20 protein-coding genes are annotated in these 22,481 nt (G+C 70.1%); 1 reads left to right on the top strand and 19 read right to left on the bottom strand.

Features of this window, described 5'->3' with window-relative positions; genetic code table 11:
• Positions 1–29 precede the first annotated feature (29 nt).
• The 10 genes from ACN20J_RS42770 to ACN20J_RS42725 form a co-directional block, all read right to left on the bottom strand.
• Entirely contained in the window at positions 30–2,093 is a 2,064-nt protein-coding gene (locus ACN20J_RS42770) for a beta-galactosidase (RefSeq protein WP_419668083.1), read from the bottom strand.
• Positions 2,094–2,122: 29 nt separating this feature from the next.
• Positions 2,123–3,010: a carbohydrate ABC transporter permease gene (locus tag ACN20J_RS42765; protein ID WP_419668082.1), complete on the bottom strand. Its 888-nt coding sequence runs from the start codon at positions 3,008–3,010 to the stop codon at positions 2,123–2,125.
• Positions 3,007–3,948, bottom strand: a complete 942-nt coding sequence (locus ACN20J_RS42760) for a carbohydrate ABC transporter permease (protein WP_419668081.1) — start codon at positions 3,946–3,948, stop codon at positions 3,007–3,009. The genes ACN20J_RS42765 and ACN20J_RS42760 overlap by 4 nt, the downstream gene beginning before the upstream one ends.
• 107 nt (positions 3,949–4,055) lie before the next feature.
• Positions 4,056–5,396 (bottom strand): ABC transporter substrate-binding protein, encoded by a 1,341-nt coding sequence (locus tag ACN20J_RS42755; RefSeq protein WP_419668080.1) that lies wholly within the window; start codon positions 5,394–5,396, stop codon positions 4,056–4,058.
• A 219-nt stretch (positions 5,397–5,615) separates the two neighbouring features.
• Entirely contained in the window at positions 5,616–6,677 is a 1,062-nt protein-coding gene (locus ACN20J_RS42750) for a LacI family DNA-binding transcriptional regulator (RefSeq protein WP_419668079.1), read from the bottom strand.
• A gap of 256 nt (positions 6,678–6,933) precedes the next feature.
• A complete protein-coding gene (locus tag ACN20J_RS42745; protein ID WP_419668078.1) occupies positions 6,934–8,019 on the bottom strand; it encodes an Ldh family oxidoreductase in 1,086 nt (361 codons plus the stop codon).
• A 47-nt stretch (positions 8,020–8,066) separates the two neighbouring features.
• Positions 8,067–9,860, bottom strand: a complete 1,794-nt coding sequence (locus ACN20J_RS42740; RefSeq protein ID WP_419668077.1) for a thiamine pyrophosphate-dependent enzyme — start codon at positions 9,858–9,860, stop codon at positions 8,067–8,069.
• Between the two features lie 13 nt (positions 9,861–9,873).
• Positions 9,874–10,734 (bottom strand): amidohydrolase family protein, encoded by an 861-nt coding sequence (locus tag ACN20J_RS42735; protein WP_189839361.1) that lies wholly within the window; start codon positions 10,732–10,734, stop codon positions 9,874–9,876.
• A gap of 131 nt (positions 10,735–10,865) precedes the next feature.
• Complete coding sequence (lhgO, locus tag ACN20J_RS42730; protein ID WP_419668076.1) at positions 10,866–12,101, bottom strand: L-2-hydroxyglutarate oxidase; 1,236 nt, start codon at positions 12,099–12,101, stop codon at positions 10,866–10,868.
• A 120-nt stretch (positions 12,102–12,221) separates the two neighbouring features.
• Positions 12,222–13,670 carry an aldehyde dehydrogenase family protein gene (locus ACN20J_RS42725; protein ID WP_419668075.1) on the bottom strand — a complete coding sequence of 483 codons (1,449 nt, stop codon included), beginning with the start codon at positions 13,668–13,670 and terminating at the stop codon, positions 12,222–12,224.
• A 235-nt stretch (positions 13,671–13,905) separates the two neighbouring features.
• On the opposite strand from ACN20J_RS42725, the gene ACN20J_RS42720 reads away from it, so the two are divergent.
• Entirely contained in the window at positions 13,906–14,193 is a 288-nt protein-coding gene (locus ACN20J_RS42720) for a putative quinol monooxygenase (protein WP_189839364.1), read from the top strand.
• A 91-nt stretch (positions 14,194–14,284) separates the two neighbouring features.
• Here ACN20J_RS42720 and ACN20J_RS42715 read toward each other — a convergent pair whose 3' ends face one another.
• From ACN20J_RS42715 to ACN20J_RS42675, 9 genes are all read right to left on the bottom strand, one after another.
• Positions 14,285–15,325 carry a methionine synthase II (cobalamin-independent)-like protein gene (locus ACN20J_RS42715; protein WP_419668074.1) on the bottom strand — a complete coding sequence of 347 codons (1,041 nt, stop codon included), beginning with the start codon at positions 15,323–15,325 and terminating at the stop codon, positions 14,285–14,287.
• Positions 15,326–15,328: 3 nt separating this feature from the next.
• The gene (locus tag ACN20J_RS42710) at positions 15,329–15,868 is read right to left on the bottom strand and encodes a GlcG/HbpS family heme-binding protein (RefSeq protein WP_419668073.1); all 540 of its coding nucleotides are present in this window, start codon (positions 15,866–15,868) and stop codon (positions 15,329–15,331) included.
• Between the two features lie 22 nt (positions 15,869–15,890).
• Positions 15,891–16,694 carry an alpha/beta fold hydrolase gene (locus ACN20J_RS42705; protein WP_419668072.1) on the bottom strand — a complete coding sequence of 268 codons (804 nt, stop codon included), beginning with the start codon at positions 16,692–16,694 and terminating at the stop codon, positions 15,891–15,893.
• A 26-nt stretch (positions 16,695–16,720) separates the two neighbouring features.
• Positions 16,721–17,092, bottom strand: a complete 372-nt coding sequence (locus tag ACN20J_RS42700) for a VOC family protein (RefSeq protein ID WP_189839368.1) — start codon at positions 17,090–17,092, stop codon at positions 16,721–16,723.
• A complete protein-coding gene (locus ACN20J_RS42695; RefSeq protein WP_364192464.1) occupies positions 17,089–17,895 on the bottom strand; it encodes a fumarylacetoacetate hydrolase family protein in 807 nt (268 codons plus the stop codon). The genes ACN20J_RS42700 and ACN20J_RS42695 overlap by 4 nt, the downstream gene beginning before the upstream one ends.
• Positions 17,896–17,901: 6 nt before the next feature.
• Positions 17,902–19,350: an NAD-dependent succinate-semialdehyde dehydrogenase gene (locus tag ACN20J_RS42690; protein WP_419668071.1), complete on the bottom strand. Its 1,449-nt coding sequence runs from the start codon at positions 19,348–19,350 to the stop codon at positions 17,902–17,904.
• A 20-nt stretch (positions 19,351–19,370) separates the two neighbouring features.
• Positions 19,371–20,291 (bottom strand): VOC family protein, encoded by a 921-nt coding sequence (locus tag ACN20J_RS42685; protein WP_419668070.1) that lies wholly within the window; start codon positions 20,289–20,291, stop codon positions 19,371–19,373.
• Between the two features lie 173 nt (positions 20,292–20,464).
• A complete protein-coding gene (locus ACN20J_RS42680; RefSeq protein WP_361918005.1) occupies positions 20,465–21,376 on the bottom strand; it encodes a LysR family transcriptional regulator in 912 nt (303 codons plus the stop codon).
• Between the two features lie 51 nt (positions 21,377–21,427).
• Positions 21,428–22,390 carry a sugar ABC transporter substrate-binding protein gene (locus tag ACN20J_RS42675; RefSeq protein WP_419668069.1) on the bottom strand — a complete coding sequence of 321 codons (963 nt, stop codon included), beginning with the start codon at positions 22,388–22,390 and terminating at the stop codon, positions 21,428–21,430.
• Positions 22,391–22,481: the final 91 nt, after the last annotated feature.

Here is a 22,481-nt window from a genome sequence, read left to right as displayed (position 1 = left end):
ACCCACAAGACCGCTGGTGGCTCAGTTGCTCATGACTCCTCCTGGAGCACCTTCACGTCCCACGCCCCGAGCGGGATCGCCTCGTCCGGCGCGTACGACGTCCCCGTGAGCGCGTCGCGTACCGGCGTCGGCAGTGCGACCTCCACCGGCTCCCACGACCAGTTGTGCAGGAACCGGACCCGACGGCCGTCGCGCGCGGTCGCCCTCGTCGACGTGACGCTCGGGTGGGCCGGACTCGGGAGGCCGGCCGGGGCGGCCCAGCGGAGGAGGGCCCTGGCGAACTCCGGGTCGGGCACGGTGCCGACGTAGGTGACGCGTCCGGCGCCGTGCGCGTGGGTCGTGGCCGCGGGCCAGCGGCCGAAGTGCGGGTGGTCGTACGTGGCCAGGGTGTCCGCACCCCTGGGCCGCAGGCCGTCCACCCAGTGGAGGGCACGCGCCTCCTCCGACAGCGGAAGGGAATCCGTGCCGTGGACGCCGAGTCCAGACCCCAGATTGCTGAACTCGTCGTACGTGACTCCGGCGGCCTCGGCCAGCCGGGCGGGCTGTTCCTCCGTACGGGCCCGCGCCTCGTGGTCCGCGTACGCCGTGCGCGGGCCCAGGACCAGATGGCCACCGGTCTCGGCGTAGGCGAGGAGGCGGTCGAGGGTGGCGTCGTCGGCCGCGTAGAAGGCGGGGACGACGAGTACCGGCGGCAGGTCGGTGTCGTCCACCTGGCCCGGGTGTACGAGCCTGCTCTGCAGCCCCGCGTCGAAGGCGCCGCGGTAGAAGGCGTCGAAGACGGTCTGGTACGAGCGCCGGTCGGGCCCTCCGTCGGGCGTGGCGAGCGCGGGCTGTGCCTGGAGCGCCCACTTGCTGGGGCTGGAGTAGAGGAACGCCACGTCGGCGTCCGGAGTTAGGGACGACACGAGGTCGCCCGCAGTCTCCAACTCGGCGCCCAGCGCGGCCAGTTCGCGGTAGACGCGGCCCGGTCGCCCGTTGTGCGGCAGCACTCCGCCCCAGTAGGTCTCGGTGCCGAAGTGCAGGGTGTGCCAGTGCCAGTACTCGATCATCGAGGCGCCCCGCGATATCAGCGCCCAGGCGGCCTGGCGCCACTGCCCGTCGTACGCGGGGCGGTTGTTCCAGGGGAAGCCGATGGCCTGCGCGTCGGTCTCGGTCACCAGGAAGGGTTCCTGGCGGGAGGCGTACATGCGGTCGGCGCTCTGGTACAGCGCCCAGGTGCCGTTGGTGGTCCAGCCCTGGTCCTGGCGGTTCAGGTCCGGCAGTGCGAGGGCGTCCTGCATCGTGTAGTACGGGTTGCCGGCGGTGACGTCGAGCTTCCTGGTCAGTTCGTCGTCCTCGACCGTGGGCCGGTCGTAGGAGATGCATGTCGTGACGAACTGGTCCGGCCGGGCGTACTCGCGCACGATGTCCGCCTGCCAGGCGATGAACTCCGTGGTGAGCCTCGCCTGGAAGCGGCGCCAGGCGAGGTCGTACTGCGGCTGGGCGTTGCCGTCGGGGGTCCACAGGTCGGCCCAGGTGGACAGCCGGTGCGACCAATAGACCAGCCCCCACTCGCGGTTGAGGGTCTCGACGTCGCCGTAGGTCTCGCGCAGATGGTCGGTGAAGCGCTGGAACACACCGTGGTTGTGGAAGAGTTCGAGGCCGGGTTCGTTGTCGACCTGGAAGCCGATCACCGCCGGGTGCGCGGCGTACCGGCCGACGACCTTGCGGATGATCCGCTCGGCGTGGAAGCGGAACGCCGGGTGCGTGTAGTCGACTTCCTGGCGGGCGCCCCAGGGAACGCGCTCGCCGGTGCGCCGCTCCGCCGCGATCTCTGGGTACTGCCGGGCCAGCCACGGCGGCACGGCGTACGTGGGCGTCCCGAGGATGACTCCGATCCCCCGCTCCTCCGCCCCGTCCAGGACGGGCTGGAGCCAGTCGAGGTCGAAGCGGCCGTTCTCGGGCTCCCAGGTCGACCAGACGGACTCGCCGACCCGGATCACCGTGAAGCGGGCCTCCGCCATCAGGTCGAGGTCGTCCTTGAGCCGCTCGTTCGGCTGGTACTCGTGGTAGTAGGCGGCGCCGAACAGAACCCGGCCGGGCAGCTCGAACATGCTTCTCCTTTACGGGATGTGAGGGTGCGTCAGCCTTTGACGGCACCCGTGGAAAGGCCTTCGAGGAGCTGTTTGCGCAGCAGCACGAAGAGGGCGACGGCGGGCAGGACGGCCAGCACGGCACCGGCCATCACCAGGTCGTACTGCCGTTGCTCCGAGACGAAGAGGGTTTGCAGGCCGAGCGGCAGCGTGTACTGCGAGCTGTCGGAGACCAGGACGAGCGGCCACAGGAAGCTGTTGTAGCTCTGCAGGAAGGTCCACACGGCGAGTGCGCCGAGCGAGGGCCGCAGCAGGGGCAGCACGATCCGCCGGAAGATGCCGAACTCGCTCGCGCCGTCGATGCGGGCGGCCTCCAGGACCGAGTCGGGGACGGACTGCACGATGTACTGCTGCATCATGAAGATCCCGAACGCGGGCGCCACCCATGGCACGATCAGCGCGAACCACGGGCTGCCGAGCCCGGTCTTGACCAGGATCACGAACAGCGGCACGAGGATCACGGCGAACGGGATGGACAGCGAGCTGAACATCACGCCGAACAGCAGCCTCTTGCCCGCGAACCGGAACTTGGCGAAGCCGTAGCCGGCCAGGGCACAGACGAACACCGACACGACGGTGGCGACGACGGCGACCACCGTGCTCATCACGAACCAGCGCGCGAAGGGCTGATCCTCGATCAGCGCACGGTAGTTGTGCAGGGTGAAAGGGTCCGGAACCAGCTTCGGCGGGTACGCGAAGATGTCTCCGCGCGGCTTGAACGACCCGCTCAGCGCCCACAGCAGCGGCGCCAGAAAGGCGAGCAGCAGCAGGACCAGCGTCAGGTAGAGCAGGCCGCGCCGGGTCCTCGCGCCCGCGGAGGTACGTACGGATGTACGTGTGGAGGTGCGTATGGAGCCGGACGAAGTGGTCGCGCTCATGAGGTCGCCCTCCCGATGCCGAGCAGACGGTTGAAGAGCTGGCTGAGCCCGAAGACGAGGACGAACAGCACGACGGCCGCGGCGGCCGCGTACCCGAACTGCTGGCGCTGGAAGGCCGCCCGGTAGATGAACATCGTCACCGACAGGGTGCTCTCGGCCGGTCCGCCGCCGGTCAGCAGATACGGCTCCTCGAAGATCTGCGCGGCGCCGATGAAGGAGGTGACGACCACGAAGGCGGTCACCGGTTTCAGGGCCGGGAGGGTGACGGTGGTGAAGGTGCGAATGCGTCCGGCGCCGTCGAGGGCGGCGGCCTCGTACAACTCCTTCGGTACGGCCTGGAGTCCGGCGAGGAAGAAGACGGTGAGGTAGCCGGTCCAGCGCCACAGCATCACCAGCCCGATACTCACCTTGGCCAGGTCCGGATCGCCGAGCCAGTCGACGCCTCCGGTGCCGAACAAGGCCCGCAGGACGGAGTTCAGCAGCCCGAACTGCCGGTCGAAGATCAGCCCGAAGATGAGCGCCACGATGATCGGCGAGACGACGATCGGCACGAAGTAGGCGGTCCGCCACAGGTCGCGTACCCGCAGGCCACGGGTGTTGAGGGCCTGTGCGATCAGCAGGGCGAGCGGTACGACGACGAAGACCGCGATCATCACGAAGACACCCGTGTTGCCCAGGGCCCGGTGAAAGCTGACGTCGGTGGCGAGGAGTCGGTAGTTGCGCAGCCCCACCCACTGCGGAGTACCGAGGCCCACCCACTCGGTGAGACTCAGCCAGAGCGACACCAGGACGGGCACCAGCATGAAGAGCACGTAGAGGATGTAGAAGGGGGCGATGAAGAGGTAGGGGGCTCGGGACTGCTTGAGACGGGGAGCGGTCCGGCGCGTGCTCGTACGCTTGCGAGCACTGCTGGCCGGATCGGCGATGGCGGTGGTCATGGACAACTCTCCTGGCCGTACTCATTTGAATTCCGGATGCGAGAGGTGAATTCCGGATGCGAGTGGCGCGCCCCGTTCGAGGGGCGCGAGGAACTTCGCGAACGGCGCTAGCGCCCCGCCTGGTCTCGGAACTCCTCCGCGGTCCGCCGCAACGCCTGCCGAGGGCTGACGTCCCCGCGATAGGCCCGCAACAGATTCCCGGCGAGCACGTCGAAGAGAATCGACTGGTCGGGACTCGTGTGCTGCGGAGGCACATCGGGAAGCAGGTCCCGATAGAGGCCGAACAACCGCTGACCACCGCAGAAGTCGTCCTTGAGACCTCTGAGTTGCGGGTCCTCGAACACGGAACGCCGCGTGGGCAGATAGCCCGTCTCGATGAACCGCCGGACCTGACCTTCATGCGTGAGCCAGGTGTTGAGGAGGAAGTCCGTGGCGGCCCGCGTGTTGGCCTTGTCCTTGATGACTCCGAAGCCGGTGCCACCGAGGGCCGCCGTCGTCCCGCCGCCCTCGGCGAACCGCGGCATCGCACGGACCCGCCACTTCCCCTTCTGCTCGGGCACGTTGGGCACGAGACCGTAGCTCTTGTACCAGATGGCCATGGGCAGGCCGATGACCCTGCCCTGTTTCAGGGCGGTCTGCATCGCGGCGCCGTAGTAGTCGGAGATGTCGATGACGAAGCCGCTGCGCAGCCCCTCGCAGAGGAAGCCGAGTACCTCCTCGGCCTCGGCCGAGTCGAGCACCAGCTGCTGGTCGGCGTCGAAGAAGGCGCCGCCGCGCTGGTAGAGCAGCATCTGGAAGGACTGCACGATCTGTGCCGTGTCGCTGCCGTTGGTGCTGACGACACAGAGCGAGGCGTTGTGGTCCTTGTGCACGCGGGCGCCGAGTTCGGCGAACTCCTCCCAGGTCGGGGTGTCCTTGGCCAGCCCGTACTTCGTGAACAGGTCGTCGCGGTAGTAGTAGACGACCATGGGGGTGTCCGAGTCGAGGGCGTAGACCCGGCCGTCCTTGCTGTAGGGGGCGGTTCGGGCCGGCAGTAGGTCGTCCTTCAGGCCGGGCACGGCGGCGATGTCGGGGGTGAAGTCGTGCAGCAGGCGCTCGGAGATGTCGCCGCGCAGCATGCGCGGGAAGCTGCCTATCTCGAAGCCCGCCATGTCCGGTGTACCGCGTCCGGCGACGGCCTGGGCGAGCAGCTTGGTGACGATGTCGGCGGGTCCGGCACGGGTGACCGTCAAGTGGTAACGGAAGTCGGCGAGCCGGTCGGCCTCCGGGATGCCCTTGCGGAAAAAGGCCTCGTATCCCGGATCGTGGGTCCACAGGGCGAGGTTGACGTCTCCCGAGGTGCGGGCGGTGGTGCTGTCACGGCCGCAGGCGGCGAGCGCGGCGGCCGTGCCCAGGCCTAGGGCGCCACGCAGCAGGGTGCGGCGCGGGAGGGGCGGTGGGGTGTACACACGTGACTCCTCACGTGGTGCGGCTACTTGGGTGCGCGTGCGACGGACGTCCCGGTCCGGGCTCACGCGGGCAGGGCGGATCCGGCCGACGGCGAGGTCGGCCGTCCCGCCGACGGTTCGGCGGTTCGGGCGGGTGGGGTCGGTCCGCGGGTCAGCGGATCGGGTGGGGCGATGAGATCGGTCAGCCGGTCGGCGGGCCGGCCAATGCGTCGAGGTCGGTCAGCGGGCGGGCGGTGCGGTGGAGGCGCGTACGGTCAACTCGACGGCTAGATCGACGGGTTCGGCCGGATGGGGCCTGCCCTCGATCATGGCGACCAGGACGTCGACGGCGCGGGTCGCGACGGCGGCGAAGTCCTGACGGACGGTGGTCAGTGGCGGGGAGAGATAGGGCGCGGCGGGGATGTCGTCGAATCCGACCACGCTCACATCGGCGGGTACGGCACGTCCGGCCTCGGCGAAGGCGCGCAGCGCGCCGAGGGCCATGTCGTCGTTGGCGGCGAACACCGCGGTCAGGTCGGGGAGTTGGACCAGTGACCGGCCGGCCTCGTAGCCCGAGGCCGGGGTCCAGTCGCCGTCCGCGGGCAGTGGTGGTTCGGGGGCTCCTGCGTCGGCCAGCGCCTCGCGCCAGCCGCGGAGCCGGTCGCGGGCGGTCCACCAGTCCTGTGGGCCGGGGATGTGCCAGACCGTGTGGTGCCCGAGCCCGAGCAGGTGCTGTGTGGCGATGCGTGCGGCGGTGACTCCGTCGGCACGGACGACGGTGCTGGGCGCGTCGGCCAGGTGCACGCCCTCGCCCAGGCTCACCACCGGTACGTCCGCGCTCAGTCGCAGGGGCGTGCCGTCGTCGATGGGCTCCGACAGGACGATCCCGTCGACGCCCTGTTCCAGCAGGGATTCCACGGCGGCCGCGATTCCGGCGCCGCCCTGACCCTCCAGGGTGCTGGCCACGGCGAACGAGTAACCGACCCGGTGCATGGCCCGCTCCAGGTCGATGAGCTGGGTCGACGGACCGTAGAGCGCGCTGCCCAGCGAGACCACGCCGATCCGCCGGTACCTGCCCATCAGCAGGGCGCGTGCCGCGTTGTTCGGACGGTAGTCCAGTTCGCGGATGACGCCGAGTACGCGGTCGCGGACGTCGGCGCTGACGTGGGGTTCGCCGTTGACGACACGGGACACGGTCTTCTGGGAGACACCCGCGGCACGGGCGACCTCCATCATCCCGGGGCCGCGTCGGCGGCGTCCCGGACCACGGGGGGACGCCGGCTCGGTGCCGGTGGTGGCCATGACCCTCCTCGTGCTCAGTCCGGTGTTCGTCGGCGTTGACTACGTAGTCAGTCTCGCGTGTGGTGATGCGAGGATCGGGATGACTACGTAGTCAGGCCAGTGTTCACAGCGCGGGCACGCGAGTCAATACTCCGTGCGGAACCCAGTGCCGGAGGGGCGGGAGGCGGGGTTGACCGAGGGCCGACCCGATCCTTCGCGAGCGACCTCGGCCCCCGGGGCCCCCGAGCCCCCGCGGCGCCCCCGCCGCCCGGTCCCGTCAGGCGACCGGGGTCGGCGGAGCGATCCCGAACCTCTCCGCGCTCTCCGTCAGTTCGCGCCACACCTTCGGAGTCACCGGCACTCCCTTCTCGGCCCGCTCCACCGCCACGGCGGCGCTGCGCTCGCCCGGGTAGAAGACGCCTGCCGCGCCGTCCGCCGACGGCAGTCCCTTCAGGGTGCTCAGGGTGGTGTCGGCGTCCGCGGTGAAGCGGTCCGGGTCGCCGAAGGCCGCCGGGTCGAGGGCGATGAGCAGGGCGTTCTGCCGGTGCTTGCGGGCCTTCGGGTCGTCCGAGTGGAAGGCGGAGAAGATCGGCGCACCGACGAGCACGCTGGTGAGGAGCTCGAACGCGAGTGACATGCCGGACCCCTTGGCGCCGCCCAGCGGCAGCGGCATGACGGCCTTGTCCGGGTCGGTGGTCGGGGTGCCGTCCTCGGTGGCGGCGGCACCCTCGGGCAATGGTGTGCCGCTCGCCCTGGCCTGGCGGATCCTGCCGAGGGCGATGGTGGCGGTGGCCATGTCGAGCAGCAGCGGGGCGTGCCCCGACGAGGCGGCGGTGGGTACGGCGATGGCGAGCGGGCTGGTCGCCACGGCCGCGCCCCGCACGCCCGTGTAGCCCATGTTCGGCATTCCGGCGACGAACCCGAGGCCGACCAGGCCCTGTTCGGCGATCCTCGAGACGTAGTAGCCGATGGCACCGGTGTGGACGGTGCCACGCACGCCGACGGAGGCGATACCGGTGGTCCGCGCCCGGCTCACGGCCTCCTCGGCGGCGGCACTGAGGGCCACCGGACCGGGGGCACGGTCGGCGTCCAGGACGGCGGCGGCCGGTGTGGTCGACGCGAGCGTGATCTCGGCCCGCGGGTTGGCCACGCCCTTGGCGAGCAGTTCCAGGTAGGCGGGGACGCGGGCGATGCCGTGCGAGTCGACGCCGCGCAGGGCGGCCCAGACGAGCACGTCGGCGGTGGTGGCGGCATGCTCGGGGCTGAGCCCGCCCTTCTCCAGGAGTCCGGCGGAGAAGGCGCGCAGGTCCTCGGCCCGGACGCGGACCTGGCCCGGCTTGGGGGTCGTCGGGGTGTCGGTCATGGTGGCGGATGCCTCCGGATTCTTGGCTGGTTCGCCCACAAGGCGCTTCAGCGGGTGACGAGGACGTCGACGACGGCGGTGGTGCCCTCGGACACGGCCTTGAGGGCACGCTCCAGCGCCGGAGCGAGCGCGTCCGGCGCGTCGACGGTCTCGGTGTGCATGCCGAACGGCTCGGCGAACGCGGCGAGTCGGGGCAGCCGGCGCAGATCGGTGCCCAGCCACTCCCCCGTCTCGGCGGCGGCGCCCTCGGGGTAGAACCTGCGATGGTTGAGGTTCATCGACTTGTAGACACGGTTGTTGAACACCACGACCAGCAACGGGAGTTCGTACGCCTTGGAGGCGTCGTACGACGGGATGACCGGGTTGTAGGCGAAGGCGCCGTCGCCGATCGTGAGCACCACCGGGCGCTCCTGGGCGGCGAGTTTGACGCCGAGCGCGACGGCGATGCCCTGTCCGAGGCCGCCCTGCACGTAGAAGTACGAGTCGGGCGCGTCGGTCCGCAGATGACGCCTGACGATCCGGCTGTGGGTGATGGTCTCATCGACGACGATCCCGTCCCGGCCGTCGAGCAGCTTGCGAAGGGTGGCGGCGAGGAGGACGGGGTCGATGCCCTCGGCCCGCTGCTCGGCCTTCGTCTCCACGGTGGCCACGGCGGTTCGCTCGGCGGCGGACCGGACCTCCTGTGCCGCACGGCGCTCGGCGACCGCCGTCTCGTCGAGGTCCCTCGCCCGTTTCGTGAGCTGGCGAAGGGTGTTGGTGACGTTGCCTTCCAAGTAGGCGTCGGCGAACAGGACTTGGTGGACAATGTGCGGGCGTTGCGGCACCTCGTCGATGACGACGACCCGCGCCTTGGACGGTCGGCGCGAGGGCGGGTAGAAGGGCGCACGGCAGTTGACGAGGAGGATCAGGTCCGCCTCGTCCATCCAGGGACCGATGTCAGAGCCCGCGTGCAGGGGGTGGGTGCGCGGGAAGTTGGCGCACACCGCCGAGTCCGGCTCGACGACCGGGATGTGCCAGGCCTCGGCGAAGGCGACCAGCGCCTCGAAGCCGCCCGCCTCGCGGCCGGACGTCTCGGTCACGATCACGGGATTGCGGGCCTCTCGGATCAACTGCGCGACAGCATCGGCCTCTTCGGGCGAGCTGTGCGTGGAGCCCGGCGGCACGACGGGCTTGGCCTCGCGGCCGTCCCACTCCTCCAGGAGGATCTCCAGCGGGATGTTGAGGTAGGCGGGTCCCGCCGGGGCACGCCAGGACAGTTCCGCCGCCCTGGTGATCATCGCGGGCAGGGTGTGGACGCTCGCGGCCTCGTTGGACCACTTGGTGAACGGCTGCGCGATGCCGTGCGGGCCGCCCACGATCGACAGGTTGCGGTACCACTGGCCGCCCGGGTCCTGGCCGGGCCCGTCGCCGTACGTCGTCGACTCCGAGGAGGCCACCACCATCGGCACGCCGGCGAGCAGCGCCCCGTGCACGGCCATGGAGCCCTGCAGCAGGCCGGGTGCCGCGTGCAGCAGCACACCCTGCGGGCGGCGCCTGACGAGTCCGTAGCCGGTGGCCATGCCGACGGCGACGGTCTCGTGCGTCAGGTCGAGGTACCGCGGACAGGGCAGCCCGTCGCGGTGGCGCCGGGCCAGGGACTCCCAGACCGGGGCCCACTCGGAACCGGAAGAGCAGAAGAGGTAGTCGGCGCCGGCGGCTTGGAAGGCCGATACGAAGGCATCGCCGCCGTCGACGCCATCGCCACCGCCGATGCCGGGGGTGTTGGAGGCACTGGAGGTACTCGGGGTGCTCGGGGCGTCGGGCGTCTTGGCGGTGCCGGGCGTGTTCTGGGTGTCCGTCATCTCCGGCGCTTCCTCAGCCCTCGATCGGCCAGTCGAGGACCTCGGAGATTCCGCGGCCCATGATCCACTCAAGCTCCTCGGGCGTGAAGTCCCAGTGCTTGGTGAACTGCTCGATCGTGTCGGTGTACGTGATGCCGTGGCCGAGCAGCCGGGTGATGTCGGTGCCGTAGAAGCAGCGCCGGGGGCCCATTTTGTCGACCATCTCGCGCACGTACTTCTCGATGTTCTTGTTCGGGAAGGGCTGCGACGAATAGCCCGGCAGGGCCGAGACCTTGACGTAGATGTTGGGGTGCTCGGCGAGGTCGGCGGTCTCCTGGACCCAGTAGCCGATCGCGTCGTCCACACAGCGGGCCATGATGCCCATGTGGTCGATGATGATCTTCAGTCCGGGGTGCTTGGCGGCGATCTGGCCGAGCTCGCGCTTCCAGATCGGGGCGTGGACCATGGTCGGGATGCCGAGCTCCTCGGCTATCGGCCAGTACCAGTCGTTGGTGCCGTCGATCATCCAGTTGCGGTCCTGCGGGCGGTGGAAGGTGAGCCGGGTGCCCTTGATGTACGGGTTCCCGGCGAAGTCCTTCAGCAGGGCGGTGCCCTCGACCGGGTCGTCCTGGGGGACGCGGGCCATGATGCCGAAGCGGTCCGGGTGCGCCTCGCAGGCCTCCAGGGCGTAGTCGATGCGGTTGCCCTCCCATGAAGGGGGCAGGATCAGCGCCCGGTTGACGCCCGCCTCGTCCATCAGCTCCAGGGCCTCCTCGTACGAGAAGGGGTCCTCGCGGTGGCCGTTGAGGCGGATGCGCTCCCGCGCGCCCGGGACCCAGGGGCGGTCCGGGGTCTCTTCCTTCCAGATGTGGATCTGCGTGTCGACGACGAACATGTCTTCAACTCTTCCTCTGGGACGGCGTGTTGGGGTGGTGCGGAAGGAACGCTAGGCGGGACGTGAGGTCTTGCAGAGCGCTGGGAGCGCAAGCTGTTGTTGCACGTAAGTGCGGTGTGAGCAGGGCATTTTCAGGGTGCGGAGGCGTCGTCGAGGACGGCGTCGACGATGTGCTCGGCGATCGCCATGGAGGCGGTGGCGGCCGGCGAGGGTGCGTTGCGGACGGCGGTGATCCGGCCAAGCCGGTGGATGCGGAAGTCGTCGACGAGGGTGCCGTCCCGGTCCAGGGCCTGGGCGCGTACACCGGCTCCGCCGCGCACCACGTCCGGGACGCCGACGCCGGGCACGTACAGCTGGGCGTCCTTCATGAAGGCCGCCCTCGACAGTGAGCCGCGGTACTCCTTGATGCCCGTCCGCCAGTGCCGGGCGGCCATCCTCCAGGTGCCGGGGTAACCGGCGAGTCCGGCGAGATCTCTGGGCGAGACGCTGCCGAGCCGGTAGCCCTCCTTCGCCAGGGCCAGGACTGCGTTCGGACCGACCTCGACGGAGCCGTCGATTCGCGGGGTGAAGTGCACGCCGAGGAAGGGGTAACGCGGGTCTGGCACTGGGTAGATGAGCCCGCGGACCAGGTCTCGCGACTGCCGCTTGAGGAGCAGGTACTCGCCCCGGAAGGGCACGATCCGCGGCTCCCTGCTGTCCTGGGCCAGCCTGGCGACGGAGTCCGAGTGGAGCCCCGAGCAGAGGATCAGCCGGTCGACGCGGACCCTCCCCCGGTCTTCGTCCCGGGATCCCTGCGGCCGGCCTGAGGTCACCTCGATGCCACCCGGTACGTCAGTGATCGAGGTGACCGGGAAGCCGAGCCGTACCTCGCCGCCCGAGGCCTCGATGTCCTTGGCGAACTCCCGGGCGATCGCCGGGTAGTCGGTGATCGCGGTGCGCGGGGAGTGCAGGGCCGCGATGCCGGTGGTGTGGGGTTCGATCTCCTTGATCTCCTCCTCGGAGACCCTCCGGAGGTCGGGTACGTGGTTGTTCCGGGCCCGCCGGTAGAGGCTCTCCATCCGGTCCAGCTCGTCCTCGCGCACCGCCACGACGAGCTTGCCGGTCTCCTCGTACGGCAGGGCCCGTTCCTGGCAGTACTCGCGGAGCATGGACACGCCCCGGACGCACAGGTCCGCCTTGAGGCTGCCGGGGGCGTAGTAGATCCCGGCGTGCACGACGCCCGAGTTGTGGCCGGTCTGGTGGACGGCGATCCGCTGTTCCTTCTCCAGCACCACGACCCGGGTGCCGGGGCGGCGCAGGGCGATCTCGCGGCCGGTGGCGAGGCCGACGATGCCTGCGCCGACTATGCCGATCGTCTCGTCAGCCATCGGCGTCCTCCTTTCTTCTCCGGCACTCCTCCGGCACTCCTGGCTCTCCCTCCGGCACTCCTCCGGCACTCCTGGCTCTCCCTCCGGCTCTCCTTCTGCCGCTCGCCACCGTCACGACCGTCATGTGCCGAAGTGGACGGCGACGGTCTTGACGCGGGTGGAGAAGCGCAGGACCTCGTCGCCCTGCTCCTTGTAGGCCGTGCCGGAGTCGCGGAACCCGCCGAAGGGCAGGTGGACGTCCCAGCCGGTCGTGGTGGTGTTCACCGCGACCTGCCCGCACTCGGCCTCGTCGACGAAGCGGTACGCGGCCGTGAGGTCGCGGGTGAAGACGGCGGCGGCGAGGCCGAATTGGGAGTCGTTGACCGCGTCGACGGCCCGGTCGAAGTCCTCGACCACGCGGACGGCGAGGACCGGGCCGAAGACCTCCTCGCGCCAGACCGCCGTCTCGGGGGTGACGTCGGCGAGGACGGTCGGCTGTACGTAGCAGCCGTGGGCGCGGTCGCCCTCGGTGTCCGCGCCGCCGCCGGTGAGGACGGTGGCGCCCTGGTCGATGGCCTTGTTCAGGTCGGCGAGGACGCTGTCGCGCTGCTGGGGGCTGGACAGGGGGCACAGGGCGGTGGCCGGGTCGCTGCCCGGGCCCGTCGTCAGCCCCTCGACCTCGGTGACCAGGAGCCGGGCGAACTCCTCGTACACCGGCCGTTCGACGACCACCCGGCTGGTGGCGGTGCAGCGCTGTCCGGCCTGGCCGAAGGAGGCCGCGACGACCGCCTTCGCGGCGGCCGGCAGATCGGCGTCACGCAGGACGACGGAGGCGTTCTTGCCGCCGAGTTCGCCCTGGAAGCGGACGTTGCGGTCGGCGAGGCGGCGGCGGATCCGGTTGCCCACCGCGTTGGAGCCGGTGAACGTGATGCCCGCGATCCGCGGGTCGTCGAGCAGCGCCTCCTCGATGTCGGCCGTACGGCCCGTCACCACGTTCAGGACACCGGCCGGCAGGCCCGCGTCGTGCAGGGCGCGGGCGAAGTGCAGGCCGGAGAGGGGGGTCTGGGTGGCCGGTTTGAAGACGGCCGCGTTGCCTGCCGCGAGGAGCGGGGCGAGCTTGCGGGCCGGGGTGATCAGCGGGTCGTTCCACGGACTGATCACGAGGATCACGCCGATCGGCTCCCGCTGGGTGTGCGTACGGGTGTCGGGGCGGGCGTCGTGCAGCAGCGTGCCGTAGCCCTGGCGGGCGAGGCCCGCGTAGTAGTCGAGGAAGTCGGCGGCCTTCAGGGTCTCGCCGCGGGCCTCGGCACGGGTCTTGCCGTTCTCGGCGGTGACGTCGGCGGCTGTCTCGTGGACCCGATCGCGGATCAGCCGGGCCGCCTCGGTGAGGATGCGGGCGCGTTCGAAGGGGCTGGTGCGTTTCCAGGCGGCGAACCCTCGCTCGGCGTGGTCGTACGCGCGGGTGACGTCCTTGGCGGCGAGGGCGGGGACACGTGCGAACGGGGTGCGGACATCGGCGGGGTCGTGGACGTCGATCCACTCTCCGGTCGCCACCCACTCTCCACCGGAGAGGGTTTCCAGGGTTCGCATGAAGATCACTTCCTTCGTCCGCCGCGGCGCGGGTCCGCGGTCTGCACAGGGAGCGGCCGTACGGGCCGGATGCGACAACACACCATGGGCGAACGTGCCACCAGCCCCGCGTGGGCAGGCATTGCTTGCGCCGCGCGCAGGTCGGCGGGCGGTTGATCCGTGCTGGAATCGGCAGGCCGGAGGCCTGTGGCGGGCCGCCGGGAGCCGAGATCCACTGACGCGAGGAGAGACAGACATGGCCTACGCGGTCATCGCCCGCTACCACTGCGAGCCCGCCGACGAGGCCTCGGTGCGGGCCGCGCTGCTGAAGGCGCGCGAGCACACCCGTGCCGAGCCGGCGAACCTGGCGTACGAGGTGCACGCCGAGGCGGACCGTCCGGGGAGCTTCGTGCTGTACGAGCAGTACACCGACCGGGCCGGGTTCGACGCGCACAAGGCCGCCGAGCACTTCGACGAACTGATCGTCGGGACGGTGTGGCCGCTGCTGACGGAACGGACGGTGACCTTCGCCGAGGTCCTGTGAGGCCCTGCCCCGCCGGGAAGCGCGGGTGCGCTTCCCGGCTCGTATCCGGGCCGTATCCGGGCTGCACAGGGGCCGCATCGGGGTCATCGGCTCAGAACTCGTTGCCCCAGCAGTAGCGGGCGACGGTCTCCACCAGGACCAGCTTGCGGCGCTGGTCCTCGGCGCTCAGCAGCGGATGGGCGGCCGAGTCGGCGAAGCCGCGGGAGGGTGCGACGGCCATGTCCTCGATGTCCTTGACCTCGGCGCCGGCGTCAAGGCGGGCCAACACCGTGTCGATGTCCTCCAGTTCGGGCACGGTCGCGTCCACCACGCCCAGGCAGGCGTCCCGGTCCTCGGGGAGCGCCCTCAGCAGGTCGAGTTCGGCGGCGGTGCCCTTGTCGTACGGCAGGATCCAGCGGTCGGCCGGGACCTCACCGAACAGGCTCTCGGCCCCGGCCCGGTCCACCACCGCGGGAGCCTCCCAGCCCGGGCAGACGCCGATCCGTACGCCCTCCGGTCGCACGTCGAGCCGTACCGCCTGCGCCTCGACGGCCAGCGCGTCCTCGAAGGAGAGCGGGCCGGGCTCGGCCGGGTCGGCGGCGACCTGGCCGAGGAGGAGCGGGTTGTTGAGCTGGATCAGCCGGACGCCCCGGGAGACCAGCAGCTCGATCTCCGCGTGGATGATCTCCGCGAGGACCTCGCCGAGTTCGCGGGCCGAGGCCGGGCCGCCGGAGCCGACCAACTCCGGGTCGAAGGTGGTCGCGGCCAGGTAGGCAGGTGACGGGAGCGAGACCTTCGGCGCGATCACCGTCAGGTCCGCGATCCGCGCGGCCCAGTCCGCGAGCAGCGGGCCACTGGCCTTGGGCAAGGCCTCCGCCACCCAGCGGGGCAGCCCGTCGGCCGTCCGCTCCTCCGTACGCCGGAAGCCGGAGACCGCGTCGAGGACGGCGCTGCGGAAGTCCTCGCGGGGGAAGTCGCCGTCGGTGACGACCGTGGAGCGCAACCGGCGCTGGTAGGCCACCGACTCCTCGACCGCGGTGAGTTGGGCCTTGTGCAGTGCCTCGGGGTCGTCGGCCGCCCGGGCCGCGAGGAGTTCGGCGGGGCGGACCAGACTGCCGTGGTGGTCGATGCGGTAGTTGAAGGTGTCCGCCATGACTCAGGCCCCCTTGTCCGTGGTCCCGTTGCCCGTGGTCCCGTTGTCTGTGGCCCCGGCTTCCGTGGTCCCGCTCTGCTTGGGCCCGGTCGGCGTGCCCGCGACGCCCCATGCCGCGAACTCCAGCTCGTAGCCGAGGGATTGGAGTACGTCGTCAGCGACCTGCTGGTCCTCGTCGGCGGTGCCGCCCGCGATACCGAGGCCGCCGATGATCTCGCCGTCCTTCTTGATGGTGACGCTGCCCTCGGTGGCCATGATCGGCAGGGCCGCGCCAGGGAGTTGGGACAGCTGGGCGAAGAAGACCGGCTGGCTCTCCTGCCACTTCTTCAGCATCTTTCCGGGGCGCTGCATCACGGCCGCGGTGTACGCCTTGGCGCGGGCGATGTCCGGCGTCAGGGGGCGCGCGCCGTCCGAGCGGCGGACGCTGATGACGAAGCCGCCCGCGTCCACCACCGCGACGCTCACCGCCTTCCCCAGGGACTGGGCGCGCTTCAGTGCGGCGTCGACGATCTCGTCGGCGGCGTCGAGCGTGAGGGTGCTCATGCTGCTTCCTTCGATGCGGGGCTCATGCGGCTTCCTTCGGTGCGGTGAGGGTGCGGCGCAGGCGGGCGACGGCCGCGTTGTACTTGTCCGGCGTCTCCCAGTACATGGAGTGCGGGGCGTCCGGGACGATCTCCAGGTGGGAGCCGGGCAGCAGTTCGTGGGCGCGGGTCACGGTCTTCACGCTGAGCACCGCGTCCCGCTCGCCGGCCAGGAACGCGACGGCGACTCCCGAGGCCCGGACGTCGTCCAGGGACGGTCCGTCGGTGTCGAGGTTGCGCAGGTCGGCCATCTTCGCGACGTTGAAGGTGCCCATCTGCTGGAAGAGGAACGTGAGGTCGGGGCGCTCCTCCTGGAACCGTTTGGTCAACAGGCGGTCGATGACCGGTAGTTTGACGGCTTCGGTGCGGTCGGCGGCGGCCAGCTCCCTGAGTTCGGGGTGATTGATGCCGCCGAGGGAGTGGCCGAGGGCGACCGAGGAGACCCGTCCCGGGCGCAGGAGGGCGGCGCGCAGTGCGGCGACGGAGCCGATGGACTGGCCGACGAGCATGGCGTCGGTCAGATCCTCGGCGTCCAGTACGGCGACCACGTCACCGGGGAAATCCTGCCCGTCGAACCCGGGCTTCGAGGAGTGCGGACGGGTCGGGGTGTCCGATTTCCCGAAGCCGCGCAGGTCCACGGTGACGACCGTGAACTCCTCGCGCAGCGCGGCCACTTGCTGCCACCAGGCGGCATGGTGCCCGCCGCTGCCGTGCACGAACAGGATCGCCGGACCGCTGCCGTGGCGCTCGTAGTAGATGGAGGTGCCGTCGGAGTCGACGAGAGGCATGTCGGTGAACTCCCAGTCGTACGCGGTCAGTTGGGGCGCTTGCTGTGCCAGACCAGCTCGATCATGGTGTGGTCGGGGTCGTGGATGTAGCAGAACTTCGACTGGTTCTCCGGGCGTTGGATCGGGCGGGTGTGCCGGATGCCCAGGTCCTTGAGGTGGGCGAGGAAGTCGTCCCAGTCGTCGACCTCGACGGCGAAGTGATAGGGCGCCATGCGCTCCATCTCCTCGACCGGGGTGAAGTGCAGATCGAAGTTGCCCCGGGTCATCAGCACCACACGGGTGTTGGACTTGGGCATGATCCGCTTCATTCCGAAGACCTTGGTGTACCACTCGGCGGTCCTGTCGGCGTCGGTGGTGGGGAAGTTGACGTGGTGGATGTAGCGGGGTGCGCTGCTCATGACTGCTGCTGCCTTTCCGTGACGGGGGCTTCTCCTTGGACGGGGGCTTCTCCCCGGACCGGGTTGGACAGGACGCCGATACCGCTGATCTCGATGTCCACGGTGTCCCCGGGTTCGAGTTGGCAGGTGGACTCGGCGCCCATCCACAGCACGTCGCCCGGGTGCATGGTGATGTGTCTGGTGATCTCGACGATGTGGTCGAAGGGGTCGAAGACCATGTCGCCGGTGGCGAAGGAGGCGCGGGCCTCCCCGTTCACGCGGAGCGTGGTCGTCTGCGCCAGGGCGTCGACGTCGGTCTCGATCCAGGGGCCCATCGGCTTGAACGTGTCGCTGTTCTTGCTGCGCCAGAAGGTGCGGTCCTGGTGCTGCCAGGTGCGGGCACTGACGTCGTTGCCGATGGTCCAGCCGAAGACGGACCCGCGCGCCTCGTCGTGGGTGGCGTGGCGCAGGGTGCGGCCGATGACCGCGACAAGTTCCGGCTCGGCCTCGAACCGGCCCTCGACACCTGCCGGTTTGACGATGGGCTGCCCGTGGCCGGTGAGCGCGTTGTTGGCCCGGTAGCCCACCTCCGGGCGGGCAGGCGTCTCGGCGCCGGCATGCTCGATGTGCCGCGGGTAGTTGAGGCCGACCGCGTAGAACACGGGCGGGACGACGACGGGCAGCCAGGTCGCGGTGGCCCGCGGCACCGTGCCGAGCACGGTGGGGGCGCCGTCGATCGGGGACTCGGACAACAGCTCGATGTCCGTCTCCCCCACGCGTCCCCACACAGCCCGGCCGCCGACGGCGACCCTGGTGTACCTCATGGCGTCTCAGCCCGCCAGCAGATGGGAGACGCGCTTGGTGACCAGGTAGGCGTCCAGGGCCTCCGGCCCGCCCTCCCTGCCGTAGCCGCTCTCCTTGACGCCTCCGGAGGGTGCCTCGCTGACGGAGCCTCCGCAGTGGTTGAGGGAGAGGATCCCGGCCTCCAGTTCGCGCACGAGCCGCTCGGCGGTGGCGGCGGACTCCGTGAAGCCGTACGCGGCCAGTCCGTACGGGAGTTCGTTCGCGGTCGCGAGCGCCTCGTCGAGGTCGGTGAACGGCACGATGGGTGCGATCGGCCCGAACGGTTCCTCGCGCATCAGGTCCGCGTCCGCCGGTACGTCGGTGAGGACGGTCGGCGCGTAGAAGTACCCGGCGCGGTCGAGCCGTTCGCCGCCTGTGCGCACGGTGGCGCCACGGTTGACGGCGTCCGCGGTCAGGCGCCGCATCGCGCGCATCCGGCGCTCGTTGGCGAGGGGCCCCATGGTGGTGCCCTCCGCCAGACCGTCACCGACGACGACCGCTTCGGCAGCCTTCACGAACTCGGCGGTGAAGTCCTCGACGAGGTTCTCGTGGACGAGGAACCGGCTCGGCGAGGTGCACACCTGGCCCGCGTTGGCGAACTTCGCCCGTGCGGCGCGGCGGGCGGCCACGGCCGGGTCGGCGTCGGAGCACACGATCACCGGGGCGTGCCCGCCCAACTCCATCAAGGAGGGCTTCATGACCTTCCCGGCCGCGGCGGCCAGCAGCTTGCCCACGGGCACCGAGCCGGTGAAGGCGACGAGACGGGTGACCGGGGAGGCGATCAACTGGGCGGAGACCTCGGCCGGTTCACCGAAGACGAGGTTCAGCACCCCGGCCGGCAGACCCGCGTCCTCGAAGCAGCCCACCAGGGCCGCGGCGGTGGCCGGCGTCTCCTCCGAGGCCTTGATGACGATCGAACAGCCGGCGGAGAGCGCGGAGGAGATCTTCCGCATCGGGCCGCCCGCGGGGAAGTTCCACGGGACGAACGCGGCGACGGGGCCTATCGGTTCACGTCGTACGGAGAGCAGCGTGCCGGGTGCGGACGGGATGATGCGGCCGTACGCGCGGCGGGCGTCATCGGCGTGCCAGCGCAAGGTGTCCGCGACGCGGCGGGCCTCGCCGGTCGCCTCCGCGAGTGGCTTGCCCTGTTCCAGGGTCATGATCCGGCCGACGGCGACGGCCCGCTCGGTGAGCAGGTCGGCGGCCGTGTGCAGGATCTCGGTACGCCTGGCGACGGGCGTGTCCCGCCAGGTCCTGAAGCCCTCGGCCGCCGCGTCGAGGGCGCGGTCGAGGTCGGCGCCGGTGGCGAACGGTACGTATCCGATCACCTCCTCGGTGGCCGGGTTCACGATCGGGGCGGTACGTCCGGTGCCGCCCTGGCACCACTCGCCCGCGATGTGCATGCGGACGGCGGGGTAGCCGTGGTCGGTGGTCATGGGTGGGTGCCCTCTCAGGGTCAGGACCGGGCCGGGGCTTCCTGGTCACGGTTCGTGCGCAGCGCCCAGATGTGGTGGGGCGGTGTGGTCCCGTGGACGCGGGTCTCGTAGGTGTCGTCGACCCGGTCCATGTCGGCGGCGTACTCGACCCGGCCGCCGCACGGCGCGTGCAGGAAGCGGAAGACGTTGGACCCGATGGTGTGGCGGCCGAGTTTGCGGGCTTCCCGCCATCCCTGGTCGATCATGTGGTTGCCGCCCTCGACGACGTCGTCGAAGCCCGGGACCTCGTACGCGATGTGGTTGACGCCGGGCCGGTCGGGGCGGTGGCAGAGCAGCATGGTGTGCTGGTCGTCGTCGCCCGGTGCCTGGAGGAAGACGCCCATGGGTTCGACGACGTCGGTGGGCCGGAAGCCGAGGCGCTCGACGTAGAAGGCGACGGCTTCCTCACGCCCCTGCTTGGCGATGTTCAGGGCGACATGGCACATGCGCAGCGGGCGTACGCGGGTGATCGGGTCCAGGGCGGTGTTCCAGCGGTTGACGCTGCCCAGCGCGTTGGCGGGCCGGGGGGTGACGGGCGCGGCCTTCGGCCGGGCGAGGGCCAGTCCCACTCCGAAGCCGGTCTCGTCCACGGTGTGGTGGACGCCGTCGGCGCTCTCGTGCGCCCTGCGGTCACGGCTCGCCGCGGCGACCAGCCGCTCCAGTTCCTGTGTGGTGTCGATGCCCCACACCACCTCGCGCAGGGTGGGGCCCGCCTCCACGGGGGGCGGCAGTCGCGGGCCGGGGCGGGAGTCCAGGTGGAGGGTCTGGCCGGTGAGCGTCTCGAAGACCGCGTGCTCGTCGGTCCGCTCGACCGGGAACAGCCCGAAGTCGTCGAAGAATCGGGCACATTCGTCGACATTGTCGATGCCGTAGGTGACCGATTCGATTCTCTGGATTCCCATGGATGCCTCGTTTCGCTGGTCGCCCGGCGAGCCTAGATTTCGGATCGTGGGGCCCTCAATGACTTGGGCTCTGCTGAATTCGCAATCGTTTCTTGCGGCTTGCGAATCCGACCGGATCGTGACTACGACCAGATCGCGACTATCGCCGGATGGCGACTATGACCAGATCGCGGCTATGACCGGATCGCGGGAATCGGATTCTGTGAGAACCATTCGGCGAGGAAGTCCAGGAACACGCTGACCTTGCGGGGCGTCGCCTGTCCGGGACCGTAGATCGCGTACAAGGGGCGGTCGGGTACGGCCAGTTCGGGCAGCAGGACCTGGAGGGCGCCGGACATCAGGTCGTCGTACGCCGGGCGCTGCGGCAGCAGGGCGATGCCACGACCGTGAACGGCCGCTTTCTGCAGAGCGATGTACGAGTTGGACGAGAAGGCGATGTTGCGGATCTTGTGGAGGGTGCTCGCGTGTCCGTGCCCGATGCGCCAGACCGGGTCGTTGACGTGCACGAGGCAGTCGTGGTGGGCGAGGGCGTTCGGTTCGGTGAGCGGGCCCTCCCTGTCCAGATAGCCCTTTGCCGCGCAGAGCACGAAGGGCAGCGAGGCGATCTTCTTCAGGCGGACGCTCGAATCGCGCAGGTCCCGGGTGTGGAAGGCGATGTCGAATCCGCTGTCCAGGAAGTCATAGGTGCGGTCGGACATACCGCCGAGCTCGAAGCGGACGCTGATTTTCGGATGGGCGGCGGAAAAGGCGGCGATCGCGTCTCCGAGGTCCAGGCTTCCTATCCACTTCGGGCAGATGATGCTGAGCGAGCCCTCGGCGCGGTCGTGGAGGTGGGAGAGGCTGGCGTCCTCGGCGTCGATCTCGTCGAGGATGCGCGCGGCGAACTCGGCGTACCGCCTGCCGGGTTCGGTGAGGCTCACCGAGCGGGCGGTGCGGTTGACGAGGCGGACACCCACCTGTCGTTCCAGTTCGGCGACGTGCCGTGACACCAGGGAGCCCGAGGAGCCCAGCTTCTTGGCGGCTCCGCTGAAGCTGCCGGCCTGCGCGACGGTGACGAAGCTGTGCATGAGCAGCAAGCGATCCATGATTCCTCCGGGGGACGCGTGGGACGGACATCGCGTCCCGTCGGGGCTCGCTCACTTGGGGCAGTACTGAGGTGCCTCGCTCACGTTGTCCTCGGTCACCAAGACAAGTGGAATGTTGGCAATTTTGTCAACACCTTGGTTGTCATCGAGCAGGCCGATCGTGTTCGTGACCGCTGTCCGGCCGATCTCCATCGCCGAGTTGGCCACGGTGGCGGCGAGATCCCCGCTCTTGACGGCCGCCACGCCCTCCTCGGTGCCGTTGACGCTGACGATCTTCACGTCGTCGGCGCCGGCCGCGTCGAACGCCTTGCGCACGGCGAAGGCCATCTCCTCGTTGGCCACGAAGGCGTAGTCGAGGTCGGGGTGTGCCTGGATCATGTTCTCGGCGACGTCCTGTGCCTTGGCCGGGTTGAACATGCCCGGCTGGTTCGCCACCACCTCGGCGTTCGACGGCAGGGCGTCCTTGAATCCGCCCACGAGCAGGTCGGAGGCGGCGCCGGGGGCACCCGCGACGATTCCGACGTTCACGTTCTTGCCCGCCGCGTCCTTCTCGATCCAGCCCGCGTCCAGCGCGCCGACCTTCTTGAGGTCGACCACGGCGGCGCCCAGGACGTCGGACATGTCGGAGGTGGCCACGGAGGTCAGATAGATCGGGATGCCGGCGCTCTTCGCCTTGGCTATGTCACCTTCCAGGGCGTCGACGTTGACCGTCTGGACGATCAGGGCGTCCACACTGCGGGAGATCATGTCCTCGATGTTGGACAGCTCGGTCCCGGCGTCCTGCTTGGAGTTGGCCGAGTAGATCTTGGCCCCGTCCGCCTTCGCGGTCTCCTCCACCGACTTGAGGAGACAGGTGTGGAAGTGGGTGTTGGCGCCGTTGACGAACCCGAGGGTGACCGAGCCGTCGGCCGCGCCCCCGGCGTCGTTCTCCGAGCCGCATCCGGAGAGGACCAGCGCGGCGGCGCCGACGAACGAGACCGCGGTGGCGCGGCTGGAGTGGACCTTGGGCTTCATGGGGTTGGCCTTTCCTGCGTCGTTGAAGGGAAGTGCGTGGCGGAGGAGTGCGGGAGGGCGAGTGCGGGAGCGGGCGCGCGGACGCTGAAGG

Source organism: Streptomyces sp. 2-1, assembly GCF_048564895.1.
GTDB classification, from domain to species: domain Bacteria; phylum Actinomycetota; class Actinomycetes; order Streptomycetales; family Streptomycetaceae; genus Streptomyces; species Streptomyces phaeochromogenes.
The sequence above is the reverse complement of the archived record's forward strand: the minus strand, read 5'-3'. Positions and strand labels throughout refer to the sequence as shown.

Coding starts and splice junctions, on each gene's coding strand:
- ACN20J_RS42770 (WP_419668083.1), bottom strand. CDS start 2,093: ATGTTCGAGCTGCCCGGCCGGGTTCTGTTCGGCGCCGCCTACTACCAC.
- ACN20J_RS42765 (WP_419668082.1), bottom strand. CDS start 3,010: ATGAGCGCGACCACTTCGTCCGGCTCCATACGCACCTCCACACGTACA.
- ACN20J_RS42760 (WP_419668081.1), bottom strand. CDS start 3,948: ATGACCACCGCCATCGCCGATCCGGCCAGCAGTGCTCGCAAGCGTACG.
- ACN20J_RS42750 (WP_419668079.1), bottom strand. CDS start 6,677: ATGGCCACCACCGGCACCGAGCCGGCGTCCCCCCGTGGTCCGGGACGC.
- ACN20J_RS42745 (WP_419668078.1), bottom strand. CDS start 8,019: ATGACCGACACCCCGACGACCCCCAAGCCGGGCCAGGTCCGCGTCCGG.
- ACN20J_RS42740 (WP_419668077.1), bottom strand. CDS start 9,860: ATGACGGACACCCAGAACACGCCCGGCACCGCCAAGACGCCCGACGCC.
- ACN20J_RS42735 (WP_189839361.1), bottom strand. CDS start 10,734: ATGTTCGTCGTCGACACGCAGATCCACATCTGGAAGGAAGAGACCCCG.
- lhgO (WP_419668076.1), bottom strand. CDS start 12,101: ATGGCTGACGAGACGATCGGCATAGTCGGCGCAGGCATCGTCGGCCTC.
- ACN20J_RS42725 (WP_419668075.1), bottom strand. CDS start 13,670: ATGCGAACCCTGGAAACCCTCTCCGGTGGAGAGTGGGTGGCGACCGGA.
- ACN20J_RS42720 (WP_189839364.1), top strand. CDS start 13,906: ATGGCCTACGCGGTCATCGCCCGCTACCACTGCGAGCCCGCCGACGAG.
- ACN20J_RS42715 (WP_419668074.1), bottom strand. CDS start 15,325: ATGGCGGACACCTTCAACTACCGCATCGACCACCACGGCAGTCTGGTC.
- ACN20J_RS42710 (WP_419668073.1), bottom strand. CDS start 15,868: ATGAGCACCCTCACGCTCGACGCCGCCGACGAGATCGTCGACGCCGCA.
- ACN20J_RS42705 (WP_419668072.1), bottom strand. CDS start 16,694: ATGCCTCTCGTCGACTCCGACGGCACCTCCATCTACTACGAGCGCCAC.
- ACN20J_RS42700 (WP_189839368.1), bottom strand. CDS start 17,092: ATGAGCAGCGCACCCCGCTACATCCACCACGTCAACTTCCCCACCACC.
- ACN20J_RS42695 (WP_364192464.1), bottom strand. CDS start 17,895: ATGAGGTACACCAGGGTCGCCGTCGGCGGCCGGGCTGTGTGGGGACGC.
- ACN20J_RS42690 (WP_419668071.1), bottom strand. CDS start 19,350: ATGACCACCGACCACGGCTACCCCGCCGTCCGCATGCACATCGCGGGC.
- ACN20J_RS42685 (WP_419668070.1), bottom strand. CDS start 20,291: ATGGGAATCCAGAGAATCGAATCGGTCACCTACGGCATCGACAATGTC.
- ACN20J_RS42680 (WP_361918005.1), bottom strand. CDS start 21,376: ATGGATCGCTTGCTGCTCATGCACAGCTTCGTCACCGTCGCGCAGGCC.
- ACN20J_RS42675 (WP_419668069.1), bottom strand. CDS start 22,390: ATGAAGCCCAAGGTCCACTCCAGCCGCGCCACCGCGGTCTCGTTCGTC.